A 22,412-nucleotide genomic window follows, 5' to 3' on the forward strand; every position below is an offset into this window, starting at 1 on the left:
TAGCTCTTCCTCTTATAAAAATACGAATTCTTTGATCAATTATCAAGAATTGTTATTTCAACTCTTCTGTTTTTCCTGCGACCCTCTTCGCTGCTGTTATCTCCCAGGGGTTCTCTGGAGCCCTTGCCCTGCACAATCATACCGGAGGCTTCTCTCACATGCTCACTCAGGAAGAAAGATGCAACAGCTGCGGCCCGCTCCTCTGAGAGCTGCTGTCCTTCATCACTGGAAAATCCAACCTTTGCGGTATGTCCGGTAATAAGAAGATCATGCTCAGGAAACTGCAGCAGAATATCCTTAAGCTGCATAAGCTTTGATTCCTCTTCCGGAAGGAATTCTGAAGAGTCGGCTACAAAATGTATATTGTCCAGTGTAAGCACAACACCGGCATCGCTGATGGATACAGAAATATCATCAATCTCTTCAACAGCATCTTCAATACGGTCCCTCACTTCCTCCTTGATCCATTGATCCGCTTCAATTACCTTGCCTTTGGCATTACCCTTAAAGGTATAATTTCTGCCTGATGCCATGGAATAGGAAATACTGAACTCCTCTTCCACTGCAGCCGGGATTCCTGCCTCTCTGTCCCAGAGATAGGTCTGTTTAAAATCTCCGCTTACTCCACCGGGTATGTCGAACTCTTTTCCAGGCAGACTGTCGGGGGGCAGTGACAGGGTATCGATTCTCTTTAAAAAATGATAATTGATCTCAATAATATCAACAGAGCGTCCTTCATAATCACTGACTCCGACAAATGTGTAAAAAACACGAAAAGGAATATGCAGCCTGTAATCCACCTGAAAGAAGGGCAGCAGATCATGAACTTCCTCTGCCATGGCAGACCAGGAGTCTCCCTGCTGCAGCGAATGCTCAGGCCATGTAGGAACATTGCGGACCGAGGGAAGATATTCATCCAGAGGGATCTGCCCATACAGTCCAATGTGACTTCTGTAAAACTGCCTCACATCATCCCGGTTGTAAATATAGAGCCCCGTATCAAGAGACTTCTCAGAAATGCCGTAGGAGACCTCCAGGAGCGCTCCCTCGGGATCTGAGCTGAGAACCTCGACTCCAATTCGATTCAGAATGGTGGACTGCCCCAAAAGACTTTTCTCCAGCCAGACCGATTCATTAACTTCAGATACAATCCTGTAACGCATTCCTTCTTCCTGATTGAAGCTGTACTCCTGAGAGAACAGACTAAAAGAGAGATAGAATAAGAAAAAACAGGGGATTATTTTTTGAGCCATTCAGGCCTCCAGACTTGCATACTTCTGTTGACAAATAAACATACACCATTATATTGTAATTATTATTCAGAAATCCGAAAAAGTTGTAGATTTTTTTCCGCAAAAAGTACGCCGGTCTTTTTCAACACTTCTATTTCTACGGATTTACTGACTATCAGGTCATTCCCTCATAGGAATGACAATTTTTTTACAGGAGACATCAGTCATGGGTAAACCGGACAATTTTAACAGTGATGATCTTAAACCTGTTATCGAAAACCTGATCGATCAGGTTAAAAATCAGGAAGATCCTGATGTTCTGAATGCTTATAAAAAAGCTTTTAAGAAACAGGTTCCCTTTGCTCTCAGATCCTGGGTGGCAGCATATATGCTCAAGGAGATGGGAAATAAACGAGGGGGAAACAGAAGAACTATCGCTGACGGTAAGTCAATTTTCGTAAGCATCGGACGTAACCGTAAAGTCTTTCCAAAGGATCTGGTACATCTTTTCGTCAACACCGGTAAGGTGGAGCGTGAGAATATCGGAGATATCAAGATCTTAGATAATTATTCTTTTATTACCATAGGCAGCCCTGCTGCAGAAAGCGCCATCGACAATCTCGACGGCATTGATTACAGAGGGAGAAAGCTGACCGTCAATTTCGCTAAGAAAAAAGAAGGCAGCTGATACCTGAATGGAACAGCCGGTCCGGCGCCGGCTGCTTTTTATTCCTAGAGTATTCTTATCATCACAATCCAGAATAGAGCAAAGTTCAGAATCAGCCCCCCTGTAAAAACAAAGACAGACAAACCCTCAAACATAAAAGCCCTTCTCTGACAGTAGCGCGCCAGAACTTCCGGATCATCGGGATAACAGATGCATTGCCCGTCTCTATCCTTCTCTGACATCTGCAGCAGCCCTTCAGTAACCGGGTAACATACTCTTTTAATCTTACCCTTCCAGCCGCTTGGCTGACGGCTGTAGGCGACATGATGGCCTTCACACTCCACAGCAGCATTTCCAAAGCCCAGGGGCAGTCGTATCAGGTCCCGTTCCGCCCGGTACTTTCTTCCCTGATCCCAGTAGTATTTATAGAGGTTGAATAAAAAGACTCCGGGAGGAAGAAAAAGGATAAGCGGAATCAGAGACAGAAAAAGACTTATAAAATTTACGGCATAATTATAACTGTTCTGTATAAGCCAGACAGAGGAGATAAGCAGTAGGAGAGTACCCGTCAAAACAGACCAGGGAGTCATAAAATTCCAGAATTCATTACTATGCCGTCCACACCAGACTGCCCGCGGAATGAGAGTGAAAGGATCTTCATTGTAAATAATAACAGTAAGGGGCATCTCTTTTGATGACTTCAAACAGTATTTACCATTGTGAACTTCCAGGTCTCCGAACAGAAACAGCCTTGTCCCTTCTGTAAGAGAGAATATATCGTCCCAGGACATATGAACCAGAGAAGTTTTAGGCAGAGGATAGGGATATAGATTCTCATACAGCTCTGAACTGTCGCCGGTATCGGTCATATTATATACCCGGGCATTACGCATTTCGGCTGTAATGGTACCTTGAGCCCCCCGTATCCACAACAGATCATCTCCCTCAATAGCTTCCAGATTCCCAAGAAAGCGGTGGAGCCCCAAAGATCCATCTTTTCTGCTGAATCCGGGAACAGCCATGGGAAGATCCAGAGAACGTCTCAGATTGATTCTGAAGGTTCTCCATTTTTTTCGAGCATAAAAAGCTCCGCTGATGGGAATTAAAAGATAAAAGAAAAAGGCTGTCAGAATTAAAAGGACGACAATTAGTCCGTAATATGAATTTAATTCAGACAAGAACATTGACCAGAGCTCCGTTACTGTAGGAAGCCCCGGCTGTACTGTAGGGAGAGGGAGTATTCAGGGCTGAATGAAGCTGACTGGAATACTGATCTATCAGAGCTTTAACTGATTCATTAGACATTTTTGAAGGATCCTGTGCTTTCACAGGATCTGACTGATTACTCACAAGACTGTTGATCAGGGTATTAAGAACTCTCAGGCGATTGATAGGAACCGATCCACCGGAAGAACTGGAACTGGAAGGAACACCCTGAACATACTTGAACTGGGCATAAGGTGTCATACTTCTTGATACAGGAAGACTGATCCTTCCTGAATTCTTATGCATATTGGCTATTTGAGCTATATTAACCTGTCCGGAAACCGATCTCAGTTCCATTTTCCCATCCTGTAATGATCTCATTATCATTATCGGAAAATGGGCAGCGGTATATTACACTTTTTTTGCGGTTTAAATTATAGGTATAAAAAAAAGATATTATCTTTTCTTTTCACTGGCACTTTTGCATTCAATACAAAGAACAGCATAAGGAATAGCTCCCAATCTGTCTAAAGATATTTTTTTATTACAAAGGGCACAAACACCGTATTTTCCATTCTCAAGACGGATTAGCGCTGATTCAACTCTAGTTAATCTGAGAGTATCCTGAGAGCTGAGTGCTTCAAGAGTGCTCACATCAATATCATTTGAGGCAATATCAGCCAGATCTTTCACTCCAAGGTCTTCTACAGCAGCCTTGAAATCTTCATGTTCGGAAATAAGATTTCTTAATACTACTTCCTTCATCTCCAGAAGAGTTGACTTCATCTTTTCTTCAAACGCTTTATCCATGTCACCATACCTTATTTTGAAGGGGTATTTATATCCGCAATAATCTGTATTAATTACTGAAAAATGTCAAGGAGTAGAGTGTCTCTATGAGTTGACAAAGACAATCTGATCTCCTAATATGCTAATCACTATCAATAACAGGAGTTATTTGTTTGTCAAAAGAAGAAGCAATTGAAGTCGAAGGCATTGTAAAAGAGTCTCTGCCCAACACAATGTTCCGTGTAGAAGTAGCCAACGGTCATATTATTCTGGCTCACCTCTCTGGTAAGATGAGAAAGCATTATATTCGTATTGTACCCGGTGATAAAGTTAAAGTAGCTTTGTCTCCCTACGACCTCAGTAGAGGAAGAATAATATACAGAGAACGCTGATCCTCAGCGGATCAGAATCCATGTAGCCCCGCCGCCGCCTGAGTGGCTTTTGGCGCGGCCGTAATCTCTGACCAGGGGAGATTTTTCAAGATACTGTTTAACAAGCGGACGTAAAACGGAATTTCCTCCAGGAGAATGCAATCCCTTTCCATGAACAACAATCACCTTATGAAAGCCTTTCCTCTTTGATCTCTTGAGAAATCCCTCGAGTTCCATGATGGCCTCCCTGCCTGTCCAGCCATGCAGGTCCAGGCTGTCCTGGGGTTCCATTCTTGAAATCTCTTTTTTCCTTGTATGTATTATGATCCTGTCGGGAACCTCTTTTCTCTCTCCCATTTTTCTGTCGGGAGGATACATTTCCAGCCAGTCATCCATTTTTTCTTCATCTTTCTTCACAGGAGAAGAAGGTTTTTTCAGATCTTCCTCTTTTCTATAACGCTGCTGTTTATCCCACTGTGAAAGTATTTCATCAAATTTCATCAGAAGAATCTCCGTTAACAGGAATCAGATCCTTCTTAAGTATCCAGCCTTCAAGTCCGTAGGCACTTCGTATAAGGGTGAAATTCTCGTAATCACTGACCAGTTCAACCGAGGTTCCCTCCTGAATGGTAATCCAGGAGCTGCCTCGGACTTCCGGAATTTTCTTTATAGCCACATCCTGACGGACAACGGCCTCATTCCTGTTCAGAAGCCAGATACTTCGTACCAGCTCGGTACCGGTTCCCAGAACAGTCAATGATAAAACGAGAAGAAGAAAAACAGGCAGAGATGAGTTCTTGATAAGCAGCCAGGCAATGGTTACAAGCAGTAAATTAACAGTAAGAATAAAGAGGAAAAAAACAAGGTTGGGAGACATCAGAACTGAGAGATCTATCTGGTTATCAAGACCGAGATTCTCTTCAAGAGATTCGAGTGTATTCTGAACCTGTACATTGCTGTTTGACATATAAAGAGCTTTTCTCAGAGAGGCTACTGCCTGGGCATCCTCCTTGTTCAGAAAATGAAGAACCCCTTTATTGTACTGAAAAACCCAGTTGTCCTGCCAATCACGGGCTGAACGCAAATACAGTGAAAGAGCAGAATCGTAGTCATCCGCCTCAAAATAATTTTCAGCCTCTGAAATCCAGGACTGATCCAGATCCTCAGGGAGGGCAGAGGACATGAAAAGGACCGATAACAATATAGAACTGAGAAGAAGACTCTTCCTTACTTTCCTGAAGCGGGAGAGTATCAGAATAAATACACCCGGAAGGAGAAGGAGATAAGCCGAAGGACTTTTATAGAATGAAAAACTCTTTCCTCCAATCAACTCATCAGCTGAAAGCAGTGTGTACCTGGCATTACTGTCCTTGAGAGTATCAAGAAGAGAAAGGACATCAATCTTGATATCTCTTGAGGGAGAATAGGAGATCTTGGCATTTTCAGGATTCAGCCAGCTGAACGGAGGGATATGAATATTAGAACTCCCCTCCTCTTTGGCTGTAATAATGTACTGTATCTCCCGGCGGCCTTCAAATCCTCTCTCCATGGCCAGGTAATTGGAACTGTCCTTTTCAACAACTGTAACTGACTCAGGAAATATGGGCTCCGGCAGCTCAAGATAATTAAGATTCCCAACCCCTTCTATTCGGATTGTCAGAACTACAGCTTCATCCACTGTAGTTCTGCTCTCTGAAATATCAAGGGAAAATTGAAAATCACCTACAGCACCACCGGAAGCGGAAACCTCTTCGGGCAGTTCAAGAACGTTTATATCAAGCTTTTCACTTTTTCGGGTCAGACCGAGTATTTTTACCTGAACGGAACCAAGAGTCAACTCTCCCGCCTTTGACGGAGTTAGCATCCAGGTCTGCATGGGAACATGAAAAAGAGTATTTTCACCCAGGCTGGAATACTGAATATCACCAAGACCTCTCACCTGCTCCAGAAGAGCCGATTCAGGAGTGCTTATAGAAACAGAATCGGGAAGACTGATCTCCTCCATATTCTTCATCATCAGAATCAGAGGAACCGCCTGACCCGTATAGAGGGTCTCCGGAGATTCTCCCCAATCCAGAAGCAGGGGGTATCGAAGGAAACCCTCATCTTTTCTGAGAATTGGAATTTGAAGTGATTCGCTGCGCTGCTCTGTTAAACCATCGCTGACGATGACAGGAGAAACTGTGAAGATCCCGGGATTATTTCCCCTCAGAGTATAGATGACCTGCAGAACTGTAGCAAAAGTACCATCTTCATTCTGAACCGTTCTCTGCGCTGTATAGGGCCCGGAAATTTTACTTATCCCCTCAGGCCAGAGAGGATCCTGTATATCAACAGACTGCCGCCCGCCGTATGTTGTGATGTATTTAAGAGTGAAACGCTGGTTCTCAATAATCTGATCTTTCCACTCGGCCTCTACAGCAGCAGAGAAATGAGGAATAATAAGAAATAAGAGGACTACCAGTCCTGATCTGATTCTGAAACGTTTTCCTGCTGTTTCCATCGGCTGCCCTCCTTTCTCTTTATATACTGCATAATTCTTCTGGCATCATCACTGACCTCTGTTGTGGAGGAGGGAGCCCTGCTGTCGGCTGTTCTTGACTCAGCCTCAAGACGCTCCAGTGTAAGTTCCAGATTTTTCTTGGCTCCCAGGGAGCCCGGATTTAATTCAAGGGCTCGCCGGAAGGCATGATAGGCCTGAGTAAACTGACCGCTCTGATACAGTACTACACCTGAATTAAAGCTGGATGCAAAATGTACATCTTCATCCGTCGACAATTCCGACTTCTGCCAGAGCTCCAGAGCCGAGGGACCTTCACCCAGTGCATAATATATTGTGGCGATATTATAAAGTATTCTTTCTCTATGGTTTCCCTGATCCTCTTCCTGCAGATAGTGAAGAAGTGCATTCTGATACTTCCCCTGCTGGTAGGCATAATTACCCTGGAGCACAGACATTCCTGGCTCCAGAAGGGAACAGGAGAGAAAGAGAAACGGCATAAGGAGGACAGTAATTCTCTTTAATACCATCTAGACCACCTGATACGGGATGAAGCTAAATTCAGCACCAGAAAAGTTAAAGCAATAAACAGAAACAATCTATAATTCATCTGATCCTGTAGACGGATTCCTTCAGCCCCGCTCCCCTCCTGTAAAGATTTGATATCTTCAATAATCATCCCCGCTGTCTTCACATCAGAAATATCATAATAATTGCCCGAAGCACTCTCAACTATATCACTCAAGTGGGATCTGTCCAGTTTTGTGACAACCGCCTGATCCAAAGAGTCAGAGACAATGGAACCGTCGGAATTATATATCAGGCTCCCTTCTTCCGTTCCGGCTCCTACAACAAACAGGCTTATATCCTGCAGATAGCATTCACGTGCAGCATCCTCGGCATTACCATCCAGAGCCTCACCATCTGTGATCAGAATAATCAGTTTCTTTGCAGGTGATCCCTCAGGAAAAGAGCCAGCGGCCTTAGTGATACCCCGGCTGATATCGGATCCGGGAACAGTATAGAGAGAGGGAGAAAGACTCCTCACTGCGGTCTCCATGATATAGCGGTCATCTGTCAGGGGTACCAGAACCTCTCCATCGCCCTTGAAGATCACCAGTCCCATCCTGGTTCTGCTGAATCCGGAATTCAGGGAACTGATAAGCTCTCCCGATCGGCTGAGTCTGTCAGCGGTGATATCTGCGGCAAGCATACTGCGGGAAATATCCACAGCAAATATTATATCCAGACCAGTTGAATCATCACGTACGGCCTCTTTGGTCCATGATATTCCCGCCAGGGCTAGAATTGAAAAGACAAAGAAAAGAATGATGGTCATCCAGTATATTAAGGTCTTGATCATGTAAACCTGAGTGGTTTTCACCTTCCTCCACTCGCCGGCCAGCTTGAGAAGCAGAATGTACCCTTTTCTATAATTCAGTGCCGCCGGCAACAACAGCAGTGCTACAGGAATCAGCAGCCAGAATACCTCAGGATAGACTATATTCACAGCACCTCCCTCAGCAGGACTTTCCTGAACAGCAGATCCACCATAATCAGAAGAAGTGCGATAAACACAAAAAATCTGTAAAGGGGAATAGTACGAACCTGAATACGGACCCTCTCGTCTATGGTTTCAAGGGAATCAATTGAACGAAACACCGACTCAAGACTTCCCGATGATGTGGCTTTAAAAAAACTGCCGTCAGCCGTTTCTGCCAGTTCCTCCAGGAGCTCTTCATCAAAACGGCTGTTCAGTACACCGGACATGATTTTCCCGGTCTCGGGGTTTTTAAATTCAAAGGGGACTTCCCCTTCGGCTCCGATACCGATGGTGTAAATTCTTATTCCCATCTGTGCAGCCATAGAGGCGGCAGCCAGAGGCTGAATCTCTCCCGCATTATTATCACCATCTGTGATAAGTATGATAACCCGCTGATCCGCTGTACTTTCAGAAAGATGAAGTACCGCAACGGCCAATCCCATTCCGATGGCAGTTCCTTCTCCAAGTTCCATAATACTGCTTTTTTCAAGACGCCTCAGGAATGTATTGTAATCTGTTGTAGGCGGTACCTTCAAAACAGCTTCCTGTCCGAAGCCGACAAGGCCGATAGAGTCATTTTTTCTTGCAGAGACAAAAAATTTAACCATGTTCTTTGCCGCATCCAACCTGGTATCAGGGGGGAAATCACGGGCGGCCATACTGGGAGACTGATCAAGAACAATAATAATATCAGCACCCTTATTCAGATGTATTTTCTCATGAATACTTAATGCCGGTCCTCCGAGAGCCAGGCCTAGAAGAAAAATCCCCAACCAGAAAAAAGAGGCTGTAATAATCAATGAAAATTTAAGCATTTTTTGTCTGATAGGAACAAGACCCTTTCTCCAGACTCCTGTGGAGACTCTGACAGTTCTTCCGAAGGAGGGAGAGAAATGACGCAGGTACATAAAGACGGGGAGGAGAATCAGAAGGAAAAGATATGCCGGTGATTCAAATGTCAGCATGTTTCTTCCTCCACTCTTCAAGTGCTTCCGAAACTTCTTCCACTTCACTTAAAAGCTGTTCCCGGTCACTGTACAGCATTTTATCACCCGCGAATTTAACACGGTCCACACGGTGAAACAGATTTACCAGAGAGAGGGCCAGGGTGTCATGTATACGGCTCCGTCCCAACAGATTCTCAATTTCAGATGTAGTAGAACTGCTCAGATCATGATGAAACCGGGTGGAGAGGTATTTCTTCAACCCTCCCGTAAATGTCATATAGAATTCCTTCTCCGGCATATTCACCATGGAGCGCCTGATCTTTCGAACCAAACGCTGAAACTGCCTATAGGGTAGATTGATTTTATAGGTTTTTACGATCTCTCCGGTTCTGTGCCTGATAAAGCGATAAACCATGACTATCAGGATGGGCAATGCCAGGAGCAGAGAGACAATGAGTGCACCCACGGCTCTTGTACCGGGGATTAAGAGAGGAGACTGGACACCTTCCAGCTCCCTTGAAGATTCCAGATTCAGAAGGGTCGAAGTGAAGATTTTAAGATCATCCACTATTAGTCCTCCCAGATCGACAGGCGGAAGAGCCCTTGTCCCGGGATAATAAGGAATCAGACGTATTGTAACTTCCGTCTCACTCCCCTTTGATTCAATATCCATGGAGAGAATATTCAGCCAACCGGGATCAGGAAACTCTTCGGGTACAGTAAAATCATGGACCTGATCCGTCTTCAGAATAAAAGACATTTCAACTGTATCACCTACATAGTATTCAGGCGGCATAAAACGGAGATTATGAATTTGGTAATTATCCGCCGCCGTCAGGAAAGCGGCCTGCAGGAGCAGAAAAAAAATGAATCCTTTCTTCATGCCTTCTTTTTTCTCCTTTCAAAAAAATGAAGCAGCTTCACAGCCGGGTCATCCTCTGTGGAGATTTCCAGAACATCCACACCCGCAGATTTACAGTTCTTGTGCCAGAGATAGCGCTCATGTTCCCAGAAATCCCGGTACTGCTGACGCATACGTCCTGTCCCCATAACATTGAGAGTCTGCCCCGATTCGGGGTCTTCCAGACTGACCAGGCCGCTGGAGGGGAAATCCCTGTCCAATGGATCCGTAAGTCTTATAGCAATAACATCATGCTTCCTTGCAAGAAGGGTAAGCTCTGTTCTGTAGTTAGTGGTTCTGAAGTCTGAAAGGATCAGGCAGATCCCCCGTCTTTTCATGGTCTGTGAGGCAGTCTTGCATGCCAGTGCCAGGTTGGAGCCCTTCCTTCCCTCCTCTACCGAGAGAATCTGGGTTATCTGTTTAAGAACATGCTTTTTCCCTTTCCGGGGCTGAATCTGTTCCTCAACATGATCCGAAAAAAGGAGGCTTCCCACCTTGTCATTATTGGCTACCGCAGCCAGGGCGATGATTGCAAAAATATGCCCGGCCAGCTCCCTCTTATTGATGCTCCCTGAACTGAAGAACAGAGAGCTGGAGGTATCCACAAGAACCTGAAGCACAACTTCGCGCTCTTCACGGAAGGTCTTGGTGTAGGGAGTGCCCATACGGGAGCTTACATTCCAGTCAATAAAACGGGTATCGTCTCCGTCCGAATATTCCCGGACCTCATCAAACTCAAGACCCGGCCCCTTGAACACGGAACGGTAGTTCCCGGCGAATATGGTATCCACCAGCTTTCTTGAGATGAAGTGTAAATGTTTTACTTTCCGGGAGATTTCTTCCATGATCAGGGAACCGCAACAACCGAAAGAATATCTTTAATAACATCATCACTGCTCAACTCTTCTGAATCGGCTTCATAGGAGAGGACGATTCTGTGACGCAGCACATTATAGGCCACGGCTTTGACATCCTCAGGAAGGACAAAATCCCTTTTCTCAAAAAGGGCATTAACCCGGGCGCAGTTATACAGGGCGATTGAGGCTCTGGGAGAGGCTCCAAATTCAATAAATCGTGTAAAAGGGAGCTGATGCCGTCCCTTCACACGTGATGCATTCACTATGGAAACAATGTATTTCTTGATGCTCTCATCCACACGGATACGGGTGGAAAGATCCTTCAGATCCTGAATGGAATATTTACTGAATACCTTTCTGAGGACCTGCTCATTTCTACTGTCCACCTGGTCCAGAATTAAGAGCTCCTCCTGAGGGCTGGGATAGTCAACCTTCAGTTTCATGACAAATCTGTCAAGCTGGGCCTCGGGAAGCTGGTAAGTCCCCTCCTGTTCAATGGGGTTCTGTGTAGCCATTACAAAAAAAGGATCCGCCAGACGGTAGGTATTCTCTCCTATGGTCACCTGACCTTCGGCCATGGCTTCAAGGAGTGCGGACTGAACTTTTGCAGGGGCCCTGTTGATTTCATCCGCAAGAACAACATTGGTAAAGACCGGACCTTTCCGGGGAACAAATTCACCTGTCTGAGGACGGTAGATCATAGTACCTGTCAGGTCGGCGGGAAGAAGGTCGGGAGTAAACTGGATTCTCTTGAAATCCGCGTTAAGCACCTCGGCAATAGTTTTCACCATCTGGGTCTTTGCAAGGCCGGGAACCCCTTCCACCAATATATGCCCACCTGTGATAATACCCATCAGAAGGCCGTCAATCATACCGGCCTGACCTATGATTTTTTTCCCGATCTCCTTTCTGGCACTGTCCAGCAGGGTCGAGGCATCATTGATCTGGTCCATAAGGTTCTTATCATCATTCATAGTACATTCCTTTTATGAGCCCTTATCTTTCGCTCTTTAATTTTCAGGTTCTGTAATCCGCATTTTCCCGGACATATTCATAGGAAAGATCCGAACCCATGACATCGGCACGGCCCTCTCCAAGCCCGAGATCGACAAAGATCTCTACCAGAGCATCATGCTGCGGATATCCCGGACAGGGTGTAGGGAGAGCCCGCTCCTTCAGATAGTCACTGAGCCTGCTCTCTTTTTCACTGTCCAGCTGAAAGCGGCCGGAGCTGTATATTACTTCATCACCGAGCCTGAGACTTACAGCCGTCTCATCCAGTTCTATATCATTATTTCCAGCATAGTCTCCAAGGGCCTGAATAAAACGTCCGACATTGGGATCGTTGCCGAAGACTGCAGTCTTACTGAGAGGAGAGTTCACAAGGGCCTTCGCAAAACCCCTAGCCTGAATATCCGAAACGGCTCTCTCTACGTTTACCTTTATAACATGCCCGCAGCCCTCACCGTTACGGACGATATCCTCTGATAGAGTTTTACACAGATGAAGCAGAGCATTCTCAAGTTCCTTTTCACTCACCTCCGGAAGGCAGCCGGATGAGAAAAACAGTACGGAATCACTTGTGCTCTGATCACTGTCAATTGAAATTGTGTTATAGCTCTGATCTACTACACGCTTTAACACTCGCCGCATCATTTCTCTGGGCAGACTGACATCAGTAAGGAGAAAGGAGAGCATGGTAGCCATATTGGGCTCGATCATTCCGGCGCCCTTGGCAATACCGCTGATTCGTCCCGTTCCCAAAGAGACTGATCGCAGTTTAGGAAACGCATCAGTTGTCATAATAGATTTAGCCGCTGGAAGAAAAGAATCCTTCTGTAATGACGATTGCAGATCAGGACAGGCATCTTCCATGGCTTTAACTGGAAGAGACCAACCGATGACCCCGGTGGAAGAGGGAAACAGCGGCGCCTGCAGTGTTCCAGCCATGGCTCCGGCAAAAGCGGAGAGGACCGCCCGGGCATCATCCTCGCCATTGGGAGTACATACATTTGAAATTTTATTATTAATCAAAACACCCTGCACAGTTTCCTCATTCAGAAGCTGCCGCCCGATTCTGACGGGTGCCCCGGGAAATGCGTTTTTGGTAAAAACAGCCCCAAAGGAGGGTGTGGGTTTATCAAGAACGATGGCCGTCATATTCATTGCGGCGGCTGGTCCGTCCTTCTTCTCTTCAGGAATAAAGTTGAGTGATTTTACAGCAATGCTGAATCCTTCAGGCAGAGCACTGTTGCGCTCCAGTTCTTCAAGATACTGCTGTTCAGAATGATACCGATTCATAGCTAAGTATCATATCGGTAAAAGGTGGAAAGGTCTATCTGCACTGTATAAGCTTTCTGTTGCATTCTCCCGCTTTTTAGGCTTCAATGGAGAGACAGAAAGAAGGAGAGCAATTTGGCAAAAACTTTGATGATACAGGGTACCTGCTCGGATGCGGGAAAAAGCATCCTCACAGCGGCATTCTGTAGAATATACACACGCAGGGGATACAAAGTAGCCCCATTCAAATCCCAGAATATGGCTCTCAACTCCTTTGTAACACCCGATGGAAAGGAGATCGGCAGAGCCCAGGCAGTTCAGGCCCAGGCGGCCTGCAGAGATCCTCATATTGATATGAACCCCGTACTTCTGAAACCCGAGGGGAATTCACGGTCCCAGGTGATTCTCATGGGACGACCATGGAAGACACTGAAGGCATCGGATTATTACAAGGCCAAGCCTCAGCTCTGGCATGAGGTGACCGCCGCCATGGACCGCCTCATGGCGGAGAATGACATTGTTATAGCCGAGGGGGCAGGAAGCCCTGCTGAGATCAATCTGAAAGAGAATGAAATCGTCAATATGGCAGTGGCCCGTTATCTTGAGGCTCCTGTTTTGCTGACAGGAGATATAGACAGGGGCGGAGTGTTCGCATCTCTCTACGGAACTCTCGAACTTGTGGATGAAGACAGAGACAGAATCGCAGGATTTCTAATCAATAAATTCAGGGGAGATGTAAACCTTCTGACCCCCGGTCTCAGAATGCTTGAAGATCGCTGCGGCGGAGTGCCTGTGCTGGGAGTTATCCCTATGATTCCGGATATCTATCTGGCTCAGGAGGACTCTGTATTTATTGATAAAAACAGAAGCTTTGGAGACAGCAGAGGGATGCCTCTGGTTGTTATCAAGCTACCCCATATGTCCAACTATGATGACTTTGATCCTTTCCAGAGAGAAAAGGGGATCAATCTCCTTTTTGTCAGTTCCCCTGCTGAAATACCCGCAAACACTGCAGCCATATTCCTCCCGGGAACCAAGACCACAATCCAGGATCTGAAATGGCTCAAGGAGAGCGGCATGTCCACAAGAATAAGAGAGCTGTCGGATAGGGGCGTTCCGGTGGTCGGTATATGCGGCGGCTATCAGATGATGGGTCAAAGGATTATAGATAATGAATCAGTTGAAGCAGGGGGCGGAAGCATCGATGCCTTGAACCTTCTCCCCCTTGAGACAGAATTCTCCACTGAGAAGACAACTGTTCAGAGCCGTGGGCAACTCCTCGGAGGTCCCGGATTTTTCAGAAATATCGAGGGACAGGAATGCCGGGGATATGAGATCCATATGGGAAGGACTGTCCTGAAAGATGACTGCCGGGAACTCTACAGCAGAGAAGACGGCAGCTGTGACGGTGCAGTCTCCCTGAACGGAAAGATATGGGGATCCTATATGCATGGTATATTCGACAACCTGACTTTGCGGAGGGGATTTCTTATTTCTCTGGGATGGGAACCCGAAGAACCGGGTGAAAGTGAAGAAATCTTAAGAGAAAAAGAATTTGAGAGGCTTGCCGATGCCGTGGAAGCCGCCGTGGATATGGATGCTCTGGACAAGCTTATAGGGCTCTCTTAGCCCCCGTAGAAACATTGTTATTATTTCGGTAGTGAAAAAATATAATCAAGGAAAACATCATGGAAGGCTATCTGATCCTGGGACTGATCATTCTCTGCGCACTACTGGTTCTGCTGCTTCTCAGAAAAGGGAGGGCTCCTGCCGACAGCTCCTCGGAGAGAGGCATGCTGCTAATGGGACAGAGACTGGAGCAGCTGGATCTCCTTGTCCGCCAGGTTGACGAGATGAACAAAGTCTTCCACAGTCCCCGCCTCAGGGGAGGTCTCGGAGAGGTTCTACTTGAAGAGCTTATACGGAACCGCCTGCCCCGTGAGGCCTATGACTTTCAGTACAGTTTCTCCGGGGGACAGAGAGCGGATGCTGTAATCCGCATGGGGAGCTACAAGGTAGCCGTTGATGCAAAGTTTCCCCTAGAACAGATGAGTGCACTCAAGGATGGATCTCCCGAGGCTGAGCTGCCCAGAAGCATACGGAAAATATTTCAGAACCATGGGAAATCGATAGCCGAAAAATATATACTGCCCAGAGAGGGGACAATGCCCTTTGCCCTGATGTATATCCCCTCGGAAAATATCTATTACAGAGTCTTTATTGCGGGAAGTGCCGACCTTATGGAGGAACTCCTTGGAATGGGGATTCTCCCGGTGGGCCCCTCATCCCTGTTCACATATTTACAGACAGCTGCCTACGGCTTCAGAGGATTCAGTTTCTCATCCCGGAGCAGAGAGATCATGCAGCTTATCGCTCAGCTGCGTACTGATTACGAGGTATTCAGCAGACAGTACCAGGTGGCAAATACACATTTGAAGAATTTCCAGAAGGCCTGGGAAGAAAGCGGAGCCCGCCTCTCCGTCCTGGACAGGACAATAGGCAGACTCCACGAAAATAATCATAATTCAGAATAATACAGAAAACGGTTTTACAGAGTGAAAGAACCTTTTCTGATAACAGGATAGGCCTTTCCGTCTTTATCGTAACCAGTCACATCAAGTGAAGGGGATCCAATCATAAAGTCCGTATGCAGAAGCGAAGTATTACAGCCGTAGGAGCGGAGTGTTTCATCTCCGGAAGTTCCCGGGGGAAGCTCCAAACATGTGGGATAACCTGCTCCCAGTGCGATATGACAGGATGCATTCTCATCATAGAGAATTGAACCGAAGAGCAGACCGCTGGCGGCGATGGGTGATGACTCATCAACCAGTGCGACCTCTCCCAGAGAGCGGGCACCTTCATCCATATCCAGAAATTTCTGTAGAATATCATGACCCTTGTCAGCTCCGAAATCAACAACTTTACCCTTCTCGAACTTGAACCAGGCACCCTCAATGGGAGTTTCCAGAACCTTGAGAGCCTTGGTGACCCTTACAGTACCGTCACAACGTTTATAGTCGGGAGTAGTGAATACTTCTTCTGTGGGAAGGTTGTTGAATACCATACGTCCATCAGGTAGTGCTGCGGGTCCACCATGCCAGCGGCTGATGCTATTCAGGCCGATTGTAAGATCAGTACCCTCTGCTTCAAAATGAACACGATCCAGAACCATATCATTGAGTTTGGCACATCTGTCCCAGAGATCCTTTCCATGATCCTCCCAGGCCTGTGCGGGATCAGCCTTATCCAGTCTGAGTACGGGCTTCAGCACATCCCACAGTTCTTCTGTTGTGGCATTATCTCCAAGCACTTTCTTAGCCCACTCGGGACCGGGTGAACAGATAACACACCAGGGGTGCTCACCGTTCATCATGGAACGGCTGACAAAATTCAGGGCCTGCCGCTTTGCCTTGGAGAGTGCTCCAAGTTTTTCGGAATCAGCAGTGGCAAGAACATCCTGTTCCTCACTGCTGTCTATCCGGATACGTGCCCAGTCCTCGGAAAGGAGCTGATGTCCTTTTCCGATTTCATAATTCGGCACATATTCCAGAGCCTCCCCTTTCTGAGCCTCAAGACGGGCTTTAGTTATATAATTATCCTGTACCGAAATCTCAACATATCCTGCTCCCAGAGCATAGGCTTCCTTTGCAAGTTCTCTGGCCATATCATAGTTACCTTCATTGCACAAAATGATAAGATTCTGATGTTTTTTTAAATTCAGACCTTTTTTCAGTACTACACGGGCATAGTCTTTATAGTTAATCATAGAATTTTATCTCCCTGTTTTTTTAATTCCCAACCATTATCATCAATAGATGAGAAAAAATCAAAGCTCTGAAGAGCCAAATCAGATCAATCATCTCTTTTCTCATGAAATCCAAGAGACAGAAATACCGGAAAATGGTCAGAGCAGCCCGCTTCTCTCCAGCTTTCCCAGACCAGAGGCAAACCCTGGTCATCACTATTGACCGGAAGAACGACACAGGCACTGTCAAAATATTCCAACCCCTGATCATCAAGAAGCCCCCGGTCCAGAAGAAAATGATCCAGTTTCATCCAGCGGTTCTGAAAGAAATAGCTCCCTTCACCATCCATATCCTTCCAGGGTGAATAGAGAATAACCTTGGAAGATTCCATCCATGTATCCGCAGAGTCATAAGAGACAACAAGGCTGCCATCCCAGGGAATATCGAAAATCTCCTCTACAGGAATCTGAGCGCACTGAGACCCACCGCTTCTATAGTCTTCACAGGAACCGTTGAGATCTCCTGTAACTATCAAGTTCTTCACACCCTCTTCCCTGAGTTCACGGATACGGCGGCATAATAACTCCGAAGCCATGATGCGCCCCTCCTCTGTGGCCATCTGCCCACCGCCCCGGGACTTCCAGTGATTATTAAATACCACCAGCTCCTCTGAAGCTATGGAGAAATGAATCTCCGCCAGGGGCCTCAGGGCCCGTCCCCTATATTCACCGGGAAAATGAATATGGATCTGGTCAGGAACTATCCGGGATAGCACTCCACAGCCGATAGCGGAAGTGCTATCCTTCCAGGAATCGCTGAAACTGTAGTATCCGTCCAGGTATTCTTCGTTAAGTATTTCAAGTATATTTCTGTTTTCAACTTCCTGCAGTAAAAGAATATCCGGCAAACCGCCGTCAAGGGAGAGGAGAACCTCCTTGAGATTCTCCAGTTTGATTCTCATCTTCTGCTCATTCCAATCCGAACCGGAAGGATCATATTCAGGATATTCAAACCCGTCTGATACGGCGTCAAAAAGATTCTGAACATTCCAGCTGATAAGAGTCAGAGACTCGGCTTCAGGCTCATCGGGCAAAAGACAGGAAAAGAACAGAGCAGACAGCAGAATATAGAAAAATGGATTTTTCATAAAACACCTCTAGGATATTAGGGGCGGAACTATCCTCTGAATTCAAAAAAACCGGCCATAATGACCGGTTTTTTTCAAAACTGCCCGGTAGCTGCAACAGCACCGGGATTTAACTATCTAAAGAAAGAATTATTTTTTCTCAATCTTCTCCAGTTCTTTCCTGGTGGTAATGACCTTGCTGACAAGTTTGTAATTAAGTGCTTCGTCGGCGTTCATCCAGTAGTCACGATCAGTATCTTCACTGACCTTCTCCTCATCAACACCTGTTTCTTCGGCAATAAGCTTGTTAATTTTCACTCTCAGTTTTTCAAGCTCAACAGCATGGATCTCAATTTCTGTGGCCACACCGCGAATACCACTTAAGGGCTGATGAATCAGGTAGTGAGAGTTGGGCAGACCAATTCTCTTATCAAGAGGAGCTGCCAGAAGCACAAGTGCACCGGCACTGGCAACAAGTCCCATACCGACTGTATAAACATCGGGCTTTATAAAACGGATCATATCGTAGATGGCGTAACCTGCATCCGCATCTCCCCCGGGAGAATCAATAAAGACCTTAATGGGATCATCCCCGTCAGCTTCCAGCAGGAGGAGCTGTTTGATCACTTTTTCGGCCAGTTCTTTGTTGATCTCTCCCGAGAGAAGAATAGTTCTGGTTTTAAGCATTTTCTGAGAGAGGGCATCCTGTTCACCTTCGGATTTCTGCTGTTTTCCCTCTTCCTCCAGACGTCTGATCATTGTATAGTCTCCTTAGTAGCTGTGCATCGAGCCGTATCATCTGAGACGGTCTTAATCAAAATATATTCAAAATGTCAGGAAAAGGCAATTTATCCTGAAAGGAAAGAGACATGAAATCAGCATTTGTTGCCATAATAGGCCGTCCTTCGGCAGGAAAATCCACTCTTCTCAATGCTCTGTGCCGGGAAAAGGTGTCCATTACCGCCGAAGTCCCCCAGACAACCAGGAATAAAATCCGCGGTATTGTCACTGAAGAAGAGGGTCAGCTGGTATTTATTGATACACCGGGCTACCACAACTCAGAGAGGAAATTCAATAAATATCTGAAGGATGTTGTTCTCTCTTCTCTGGATGAATCGGATATGGTTCTCTATGTTGTAGATGCAACCCGCCCTCCCGGAATCGAGGAGCAGGAAATTATTCAGCTTCTTAGTAAACAAAAAGACAAACCCGTTCTTCTGGTTCTGAACAAGGCTGATCTTAAAGCGGAATACCACAGCGAAATCAAAGGACTTATGTCGGTAAATGTTCATCCCGATGCCCTGATGGAAACTTCTGCTCTCAAGGGAACAGGTGTGGATGCACTTCGTGAGCGGCTCTTAGAGCTTGCACCCGAGGGAGAACTTATGTATCCCGAGGACTTCTATACAGACCAGCAGCCCGAGTTCAGGATTGCAGAAATCATCAGAGAAAAGGCCATAAGCCAGACTAGTCAGGAGATTCCACATGCATTGTATGTTGAAATAGCCGACACCGAGATGAAGGGCAATGAACTCTGGGTCCGTGCCTTTCTGACAGTAGAATCTGAATCTCAGGTTGGAATTGTTGTTGGTAAAGAGGGAAAGCGTATCAAGTGGATACGTATTGCCTCACTCAAGGAATTCAAAAAAATATTCGACTACAAAGTCCGCCTGGATCTGAGGGTTAAGGTTAATCCCCGCTGGAGACGAAAAGATTACCTTTTGAAGGGAATGCTGAAATAATCTGCAGATTCTACAACAGGATAAGATGCGGCGGCTGGTCCTAAAGCGGGATTCTTATAGAAAATGAGGATCCCGGTTTATCCATTCGATTTGTTCTGATATCTCCACCCATCCTGAGGGTGACGATATTATAAACTATATGCATCCCCAGTCCAGTACCGCCACTCTCCCTGGCAGTAGTATAAAAGGGGTCAAAGATCTTCTCTATCTGCTCATCTGAAAGTCCGCATCCGTTGTCTTTGTAATGGACAACAAGATCATCCCTTTCTCTGGAAACCCTGATTTCGACCTCTCCCCCTGTTTTTATTTCTCTGAATCCATGAACAACAGAATTGATAATAAGATTTGTCAGAATCTGTGACCAGTCTCCCGGCACTGTTTTTATCTGAATATTCTCATCACCCATTATATGAACCCTATGCTTTTTCCATTGGGGATATAAACTCTGAACAACTTCCTCAAGGTAGAGGAGAATAAAAATCTTCCTGGACTGCTCACTGCTTTGATCCACAGCCACCTGCTTGAATGACTTAACCAGTTCACCTGCCCGTTCAAGATTGGTCTGTATCAGAGAGGCCGACTGACTCAGATAATCCAGAAAATCTATAAAATCTTCTTCCGTCAGATTTCCGCCTTCCTGAGAATTCTTTAGCTCTCTTATCTTTGAAACCAGGGCACTGGAGGCGGTAATACCTATGCCCAGAGGGTTATTAATCTCATGAGCAACACCAGCGACAAGAGTTCCCAGAACAGCCATTTTTGCCGAAAGGATCAGCTGGTTCTGGGTATCCTTGAGCAGTACCATCTGCTCTTCGATGGATGCCGTTCTTTCCTGCACCAGTTCTTCCAGATTTTCGTTTACCAGCCGCAGTTCCTGCTCCGCCTTAATCCGGTACGTAACATTTCGTCCAATAACCACCCAGAGAGATTTGTGCTCCACCCGAACCGGTCTCACTTCAAGTTCACGATAGATCTTCACACCGTCCTCTTCATCAGCAAACAGCCTGTCCACTTCGGAAGTTCCCGATTTCAAAATATCATACCGCCCCTCTAAAAGAAGGTCCACAGAGAGGTTCATAAGCTCTTTTCTACTTTTTGAAAATACTTTTTCCGCGGCTCTGTTCAGGTCAAGAATATTTCCCTGATCATCTACAATCAGAATCATATCCGGAATTTCCTCAACGACTCCCCGAAAGCGGATCAGAGCATCCCTTGACTGCTTGAGAGCGGGGTAATAATTCTTGCTGTGACTGCCCTCTCCCAGACCGATTATCTGCTGTCTCAGAGCATCCCAGTCCGCATCACTGCCTGAAGGTTTCTTCATATAATGATGCTATCTCCTTCAAACCGGGCTCACGGGGATTGGTAACGATGCAGACATCTTTCAGAGACATTTCAGCTAAAGTCCGGCATTCGGGCGAAGACAGCCTGAACCGTCCCAGTTCCTGCTTTATCCCGCTTGCTTCCACCAGGATTCCGATGGCATCCAACAGAGCCTCCCGGCCGCTGAGACTACTTTTATTCTCCCCTCCCCTGAGGGTCTCCGTTATTTTATCATAACGTTCCGGACAGGCATCATAATTATATGAGCAGACATTCTGCAGCAGAAAACCGTTACAGATACCGTGGGGGAAATCTTTCAGACCTCCAAGAACATGGGCCATGGCATGAACAAGCCCCAGGCTTGCATTGGAGAAAGCGAGACCAGCCTCAAGGGAAGCCTGCATCATATAGGACTGCAGATCCCGGTCATCCCTATGCATTAAAGCGGGAATAAAGTGTTCTCCAATAAGTGAAATTGCCCCAAGGGCATGCCGGTCTGTAATAAACGAATGTGCCTGAGAGACGTAGGCTTCTATGGAATGAGTCAATGTATCCAGACATACGGCGGCCATCAATTCACGGCTCATAGTTTCCAGTGTATCCGGATCGATTAGAGAGATGTCAGGAACAAGCGATTTTGAGATGATGGCAATTTTCCTGCGGCCCCTGGAGTCGCTGATTATGGCGAACTGACTGACATCGGCGGAACTCCCGCAGGTTGTGGGTATGCAGATAAGTGGTGGAATAGGATCAGGAATGGCATCTACCCCTTCATAGTCCAGAATATGACCGCCGTTTGCGGCCACAATACCTATCCCCTTGGCGGCATCCAGAACAGAACCTCCCCCCACAGCAAGAATTACATCACAATTCCGTTCTGTATAAAAAGAGGCGCCTTCCATAACCTGTGTATCCCGTGGATTAGGGAGTACTGAATCAAAGATTTCGTAGGATATATTTCGTTCTTCCAGAGAGGCCTGTACGACGGCTGTCCATCCTGCCTTATTGATTCCGGGGTCAGAAACAAGGAGGACTCTCGAGGCGCCCATATGCTCAGCATAGCGCCCTGCCAAAGAAACTGCACCCGGTCCAAAAACAAACTCGGGACACAAAAATTTTCTCAACACATCCATAAAGAAATCCCCCTCTTTCCAATTCTATAGGACAGAGGGGAGAAGAGCA

General features: G+C 46.3%; 23 protein-coding genes. 5 read left to right on the forward strand and 18 right to left on the reverse strand.

Annotated elements, in window-relative coordinates; translation table 11 throughout:
* Positions 1-35: 35 nt before the first annotated feature.
* Positions 36-1,253 carry an OmpA family protein gene (locus DV872_RS19450; protein WP_114631631.1) on the reverse strand — a complete coding sequence of 406 codons (1,218 nt, stop codon included), beginning with the start codon at positions 1,251-1,253 and terminating at the stop codon, positions 36-38.
* A gap of 205 nt (positions 1,254-1,458) precedes the next feature.
* Here DV872_RS19450 and DV872_RS19455 point away from each other — a divergent pair, with 205 nt between their 5' ends.
* Positions 1,459-1,920: a DbpA RNA binding domain-containing protein gene (locus DV872_RS19455; protein WP_158547068.1), complete on the forward strand. Its 462-nt coding sequence runs from the start codon at positions 1,459-1,461 to the stop codon at positions 1,918-1,920.
* Positions 1,921-1,964: 44 nt separating this feature from the next.
* Here the strand turns inward: DV872_RS19455 and DV872_RS19460 are convergent, their stop codons facing one another.
* From DV872_RS19460 to DV872_RS19470, 3 genes are all read right to left on the reverse strand, one after another.
* Positions 1,965-3,077, reverse strand: coding sequence for a hypothetical protein (locus DV872_RS19460; protein WP_147283216.1), 1,113 nt, complete (start codon positions 3,075-3,077; stop codon positions 1,965-1,967).
* Positions 3,070-3,462: a hypothetical protein gene (locus tag DV872_RS19465; RefSeq protein ID WP_114631634.1), complete on the reverse strand. Its 393-nt coding sequence runs from the start codon at positions 3,460-3,462 to the stop codon at positions 3,070-3,072. The genes DV872_RS19460 and DV872_RS19465 overlap by 8 nt, the downstream gene beginning before the upstream one ends.
* Positions 3,463-3,561: 99 nt before the next feature.
* The gene (locus DV872_RS19470) at positions 3,562-3,915 is read right to left on the reverse strand and encodes a TraR/DksA family transcriptional regulator (protein WP_114631635.1); all 354 of its coding nucleotides are present in this window, start codon (positions 3,913-3,915) and stop codon (positions 3,562-3,564) included.
* A 152-nt stretch (positions 3,916-4,067) separates the two neighbouring features.
* Between DV872_RS19470 and infA the strand changes: the two genes are divergently transcribed.
* Positions 4,068-4,286, forward strand: coding sequence for a translation initiation factor IF-1 (infA, locus tag DV872_RS19475; RefSeq protein ID WP_114631636.1), 219 nt, complete (start codon positions 4,068-4,070; stop codon positions 4,284-4,286).
* Between the two features lie 3 nt (positions 4,287-4,289).
* Here infA and DV872_RS19480 read toward each other — a convergent pair whose 3' ends face one another.
* Genes DV872_RS19480 through DV872_RS19520 form a run of 9 tightly spaced genes read right to left on the reverse strand, consistent with a single transcriptional unit; the run spans position 4,290 to position 13,314 of the window.
* Positions 4,290-4,766: a Smr/MutS family protein gene (locus tag DV872_RS19480; RefSeq protein ID WP_114631637.1), complete on the reverse strand. Its 477-nt coding sequence runs from the start codon at positions 4,764-4,766 to the stop codon at positions 4,290-4,292.
* Complete coding sequence (locus DV872_RS19485; protein WP_114631638.1) at positions 4,756-6,768, reverse strand: BatD family protein; 2,013 nt, start codon at positions 6,766-6,768, stop codon at positions 4,756-4,758. Before DV872_RS19485 ends, DV872_RS19480 begins: the two co-directional genes overlap by 11 nt.
* On the reverse strand, positions 6,723-7,295 hold the full coding sequence (locus DV872_RS19490; protein WP_114631639.1) for a tetratricopeptide repeat protein: 573 nt from the start codon (positions 7,293-7,295) through the stop codon (positions 6,723-6,725). The genes DV872_RS19485 and DV872_RS19490 overlap by 46 nt, the downstream gene beginning before the upstream one ends.
* On the reverse strand, positions 7,286-8,275 hold the full coding sequence (locus DV872_RS19495; protein WP_114631640.1) for a VWA domain-containing protein: 990 nt from the start codon (positions 8,273-8,275) through the stop codon (positions 7,286-7,288). The genes DV872_RS19490 and DV872_RS19495 overlap by 10 nt, the downstream gene beginning before the upstream one ends.
* Positions 8,272-9,273 carry a VWA domain-containing protein gene (locus tag DV872_RS19500; RefSeq protein ID WP_114631641.1) on the reverse strand — a complete coding sequence of 334 codons (1,002 nt, stop codon included), beginning with the start codon at positions 9,271-9,273 and terminating at the stop codon, positions 8,272-8,274. Before DV872_RS19500 ends, DV872_RS19495 begins: the two co-directional genes overlap by 4 nt.
* Positions 9,260-10,138, reverse strand: a complete 879-nt coding sequence (locus DV872_RS19505) for a hypothetical protein (RefSeq protein ID WP_114631642.1) — start codon at positions 10,136-10,138, stop codon at positions 9,260-9,262. Before DV872_RS19505 ends, DV872_RS19500 begins: the two co-directional genes overlap by 14 nt.
* The gene (locus DV872_RS19510; RefSeq protein WP_114631643.1) at positions 10,135-11,001 is read right to left on the reverse strand and encodes a DUF58 domain-containing protein; all 867 of its coding nucleotides are present in this window, start codon (positions 10,999-11,001) and stop codon (positions 10,135-10,137) included. Before DV872_RS19510 ends, DV872_RS19505 begins: the two co-directional genes overlap by 4 nt.
* Before the next feature lie 2 nt (positions 11,002-11,003).
* Positions 11,004-11,987 (reverse strand): MoxR family ATPase, encoded by a 984-nt coding sequence (locus tag DV872_RS19515; RefSeq protein WP_230391616.1) that lies wholly within the window; start codon positions 11,985-11,987, stop codon positions 11,004-11,006.
* A gap of 43 nt (positions 11,988-12,030) precedes the next feature.
* A complete protein-coding gene (locus DV872_RS19520) occupies positions 12,031-13,314 on the reverse strand; it encodes a bifunctional ornithine acetyltransferase/N-acetylglutamate synthase (RefSeq protein WP_114631644.1) in 1,284 nt (427 codons plus the stop codon).
* Positions 13,315-13,428: 114 nt separating this feature from the next.
* On the opposite strand from DV872_RS19520, the gene DV872_RS19525 reads away from it, so the two are divergent.
* Positions 13,429-14,922 (forward strand): cobyric acid synthase, encoded by a 1,494-nt coding sequence (locus tag DV872_RS19525; RefSeq protein WP_230391617.1) that lies wholly within the window; start codon positions 13,429-13,431, stop codon positions 14,920-14,922.
* A 59-nt stretch (positions 14,923-14,981) separates the two neighbouring features.
* Entirely contained in the window at positions 14,982-15,827 is an 846-nt protein-coding gene (gene rmuC, locus DV872_RS19530) for a DNA recombination protein RmuC (protein WP_114631645.1), read from the forward strand.
* 14 nt (positions 15,828-15,841) lie between these two features.
* On the opposite strand, the gene DV872_RS19535 is transcribed toward rmuC, so the two are convergent.
* The 3 genes from DV872_RS19535 to DV872_RS19545 all read right to left on the reverse strand — a co-directional run bounded on the left by DV872_RS19535 (position 15,842) and on the right by DV872_RS19545 (position 18,924).
* Complete coding sequence (locus tag DV872_RS19535) at positions 15,842-17,059, reverse strand: aminopeptidase (protein ID WP_114631646.1); 1,218 nt, start codon at positions 17,057-17,059, stop codon at positions 15,842-15,844.
* Positions 17,060-17,145: 86 nt separating this feature from the next.
* Positions 17,146-18,186: an endonuclease/exonuclease/phosphatase family protein gene (locus DV872_RS19540; RefSeq protein WP_114631647.1), complete on the reverse strand. Its 1,041-nt coding sequence runs from the start codon at positions 18,184-18,186 to the stop codon at positions 17,146-17,148.
* Positions 18,187-18,315: 129 nt separating this feature from the next.
* Positions 18,316-18,924, reverse strand: coding sequence for an ATP-dependent Clp protease proteolytic subunit (locus DV872_RS19545; protein ID WP_114631648.1), 609 nt, complete (start codon positions 18,922-18,924; stop codon positions 18,316-18,318).
* Between the two features lie 110 nt (positions 18,925-19,034).
* On the opposite strand from DV872_RS19545, the gene era reads away from it, so the two are divergent.
* Complete coding sequence (gene era, locus DV872_RS19550; RefSeq protein ID WP_114631649.1) at positions 19,035-19,907, forward strand: GTPase Era; 873 nt, start codon at positions 19,035-19,037, stop codon at positions 19,905-19,907.
* 40 nt (positions 19,908-19,947) lie between these two features.
* Here era and DV872_RS19555 read toward each other — a convergent pair whose 3' ends face one another.
* Together DV872_RS19555 and DV872_RS19560 are read right to left on the reverse strand one after the other, a co-directional pair.
* Complete coding sequence (locus DV872_RS19555) at positions 19,948-21,231, reverse strand: sensor histidine kinase (RefSeq protein ID WP_114631650.1); 1,284 nt, start codon at positions 21,229-21,231, stop codon at positions 19,948-19,950.
* On the reverse strand, positions 21,209-22,363 hold the full coding sequence (locus DV872_RS19560; RefSeq protein ID WP_114631651.1) for an iron-containing alcohol dehydrogenase: 1,155 nt from the start codon (positions 22,361-22,363) through the stop codon (positions 21,209-21,211). The genes DV872_RS19555 and DV872_RS19560 overlap by 23 nt, the downstream gene beginning before the upstream one ends.
* Positions 22,364-22,412: the final 49 nt, after the last annotated feature.

Origin of the sequence: Oceanispirochaeta sp. M1 (assembly GCF_003346715.1) — a bacterium.
In the GTDB taxonomy this organism is placed as follows: Bacteria; Spirochaetota; Spirochaetia; order DSM-2461; family DSM-2461; genus Oceanispirochaeta.

What these genes read in the sequence shown, in the direction of transcription:
- DV872_RS19535 (WP_114631646.1), bottom strand. Translation starts at nt 17,059, where the DNA reads ATGATTAACTATAAAGACTATGCCCGTGTAGTACTGAAAAAAGGTCTG.
- DV872_RS19540 (WP_114631647.1), bottom strand. Translation starts at nt 18,186, where the DNA reads ATGAAAAATCCATTTTTCTATATTCTGCTGTCTGCTCTGTTCTTTTCC.
- era (WP_114631649.1), top strand. Translation starts at nt 19,035, where the DNA reads ATGAAATCAGCATTTGTTGCCATAATAGGCCGTCCTTCGGCAGGAAAA.
- DV872_RS19490 (WP_114631639.1), bottom strand. Translation starts at nt 7,295, where the DNA reads ATGGTATTAAAGAGAATTACTGTCCTCCTTATGCCGTTTCTCTTTCTC.
- DV872_RS19505 (WP_114631642.1), bottom strand. Translation starts at nt 10,138, where the DNA reads ATGAAGAAAGGATTCATTTTTTTTCTGCTCCTGCAGGCCGCTTTCCTG.
- DV872_RS19510 (WP_114631643.1), bottom strand. Translation starts at nt 11,001, where the DNA reads ATGGAAGAAATCTCCCGGAAAGTAAAACATTTACACTTCATCTCAAGA.
- DV872_RS19480 (WP_114631637.1), bottom strand. Translation starts at nt 4,766, where the DNA reads ATGAAATTTGATGAAATACTTTCACAGTGGGATAAACAGCAGCGTTAT.
- DV872_RS19485 (WP_114631638.1), bottom strand. Translation starts at nt 6,768, where the DNA reads ATGGAAACAGCAGGAAAACGTTTCAGAATCAGATCAGGACTGGTAGTC.
- rmuC (WP_114631645.1), top strand. Translation starts at nt 14,982, where the DNA reads ATGGAAGGCTATCTGATCCTGGGACTGATCATTCTCTGCGCACTACTG.
- DV872_RS19465 (WP_114631634.1), bottom strand. Translation starts at nt 3,462, where the DNA reads ATGGAACTGAGATCGGTTTCCGGACAGGTTAATATAGCTCAAATAGCC.
- DV872_RS19560 (WP_114631651.1), bottom strand. Translation starts at nt 22,363, where the DNA reads ATGGATGTGTTGAGAAAATTTTTGTGTCCCGAGTTTGTTTTTGGACCG.
- DV872_RS19455 (WP_158547068.1), top strand. Translation starts at nt 1,459, where the DNA reads ATGGGTAAACCGGACAATTTTAACAGTGATGATCTTAAACCTGTTATC.
- DV872_RS19470 (WP_114631635.1), bottom strand. Translation starts at nt 3,915, where the DNA reads ATGGATAAAGCGTTTGAAGAAAAGATGAAGTCAACTCTTCTGGAGATG.
- DV872_RS19515 (WP_230391616.1), bottom strand. Translation starts at nt 11,987, where the DNA reads ATGAATGATGATAAGAACCTTATGGACCAGATCAATGATGCCTCGACC.
- DV872_RS19545 (WP_114631648.1), bottom strand. Translation starts at nt 18,924, where the DNA reads ATGATCAGACGTCTGGAGGAAGAGGGAAAACAGCAGAAATCCGAAGGT.
- DV872_RS19520 (WP_114631644.1), bottom strand. Translation starts at nt 13,314, where the DNA reads ATGAATCGGTATCATTCTGAACAGCAGTATCTTGAAGAACTGGAGCGC.
- DV872_RS19500 (WP_114631641.1), bottom strand. Translation starts at nt 9,273, where the DNA reads ATGCTGACATTTGAATCACCGGCATATCTTTTCCTTCTGATTCTCCTC.
- DV872_RS19450 (WP_114631631.1), bottom strand. Translation starts at nt 1,253, where the DNA reads ATGGCTCAAAAAATAATCCCCTGTTTTTTCTTATTCTATCTCTCTTTT.
- DV872_RS19555 (WP_114631650.1), bottom strand. Translation starts at nt 21,231, where the DNA reads ATGAAGAAACCTTCAGGCAGTGATGCGGACTGGGATGCTCTGAGACAG.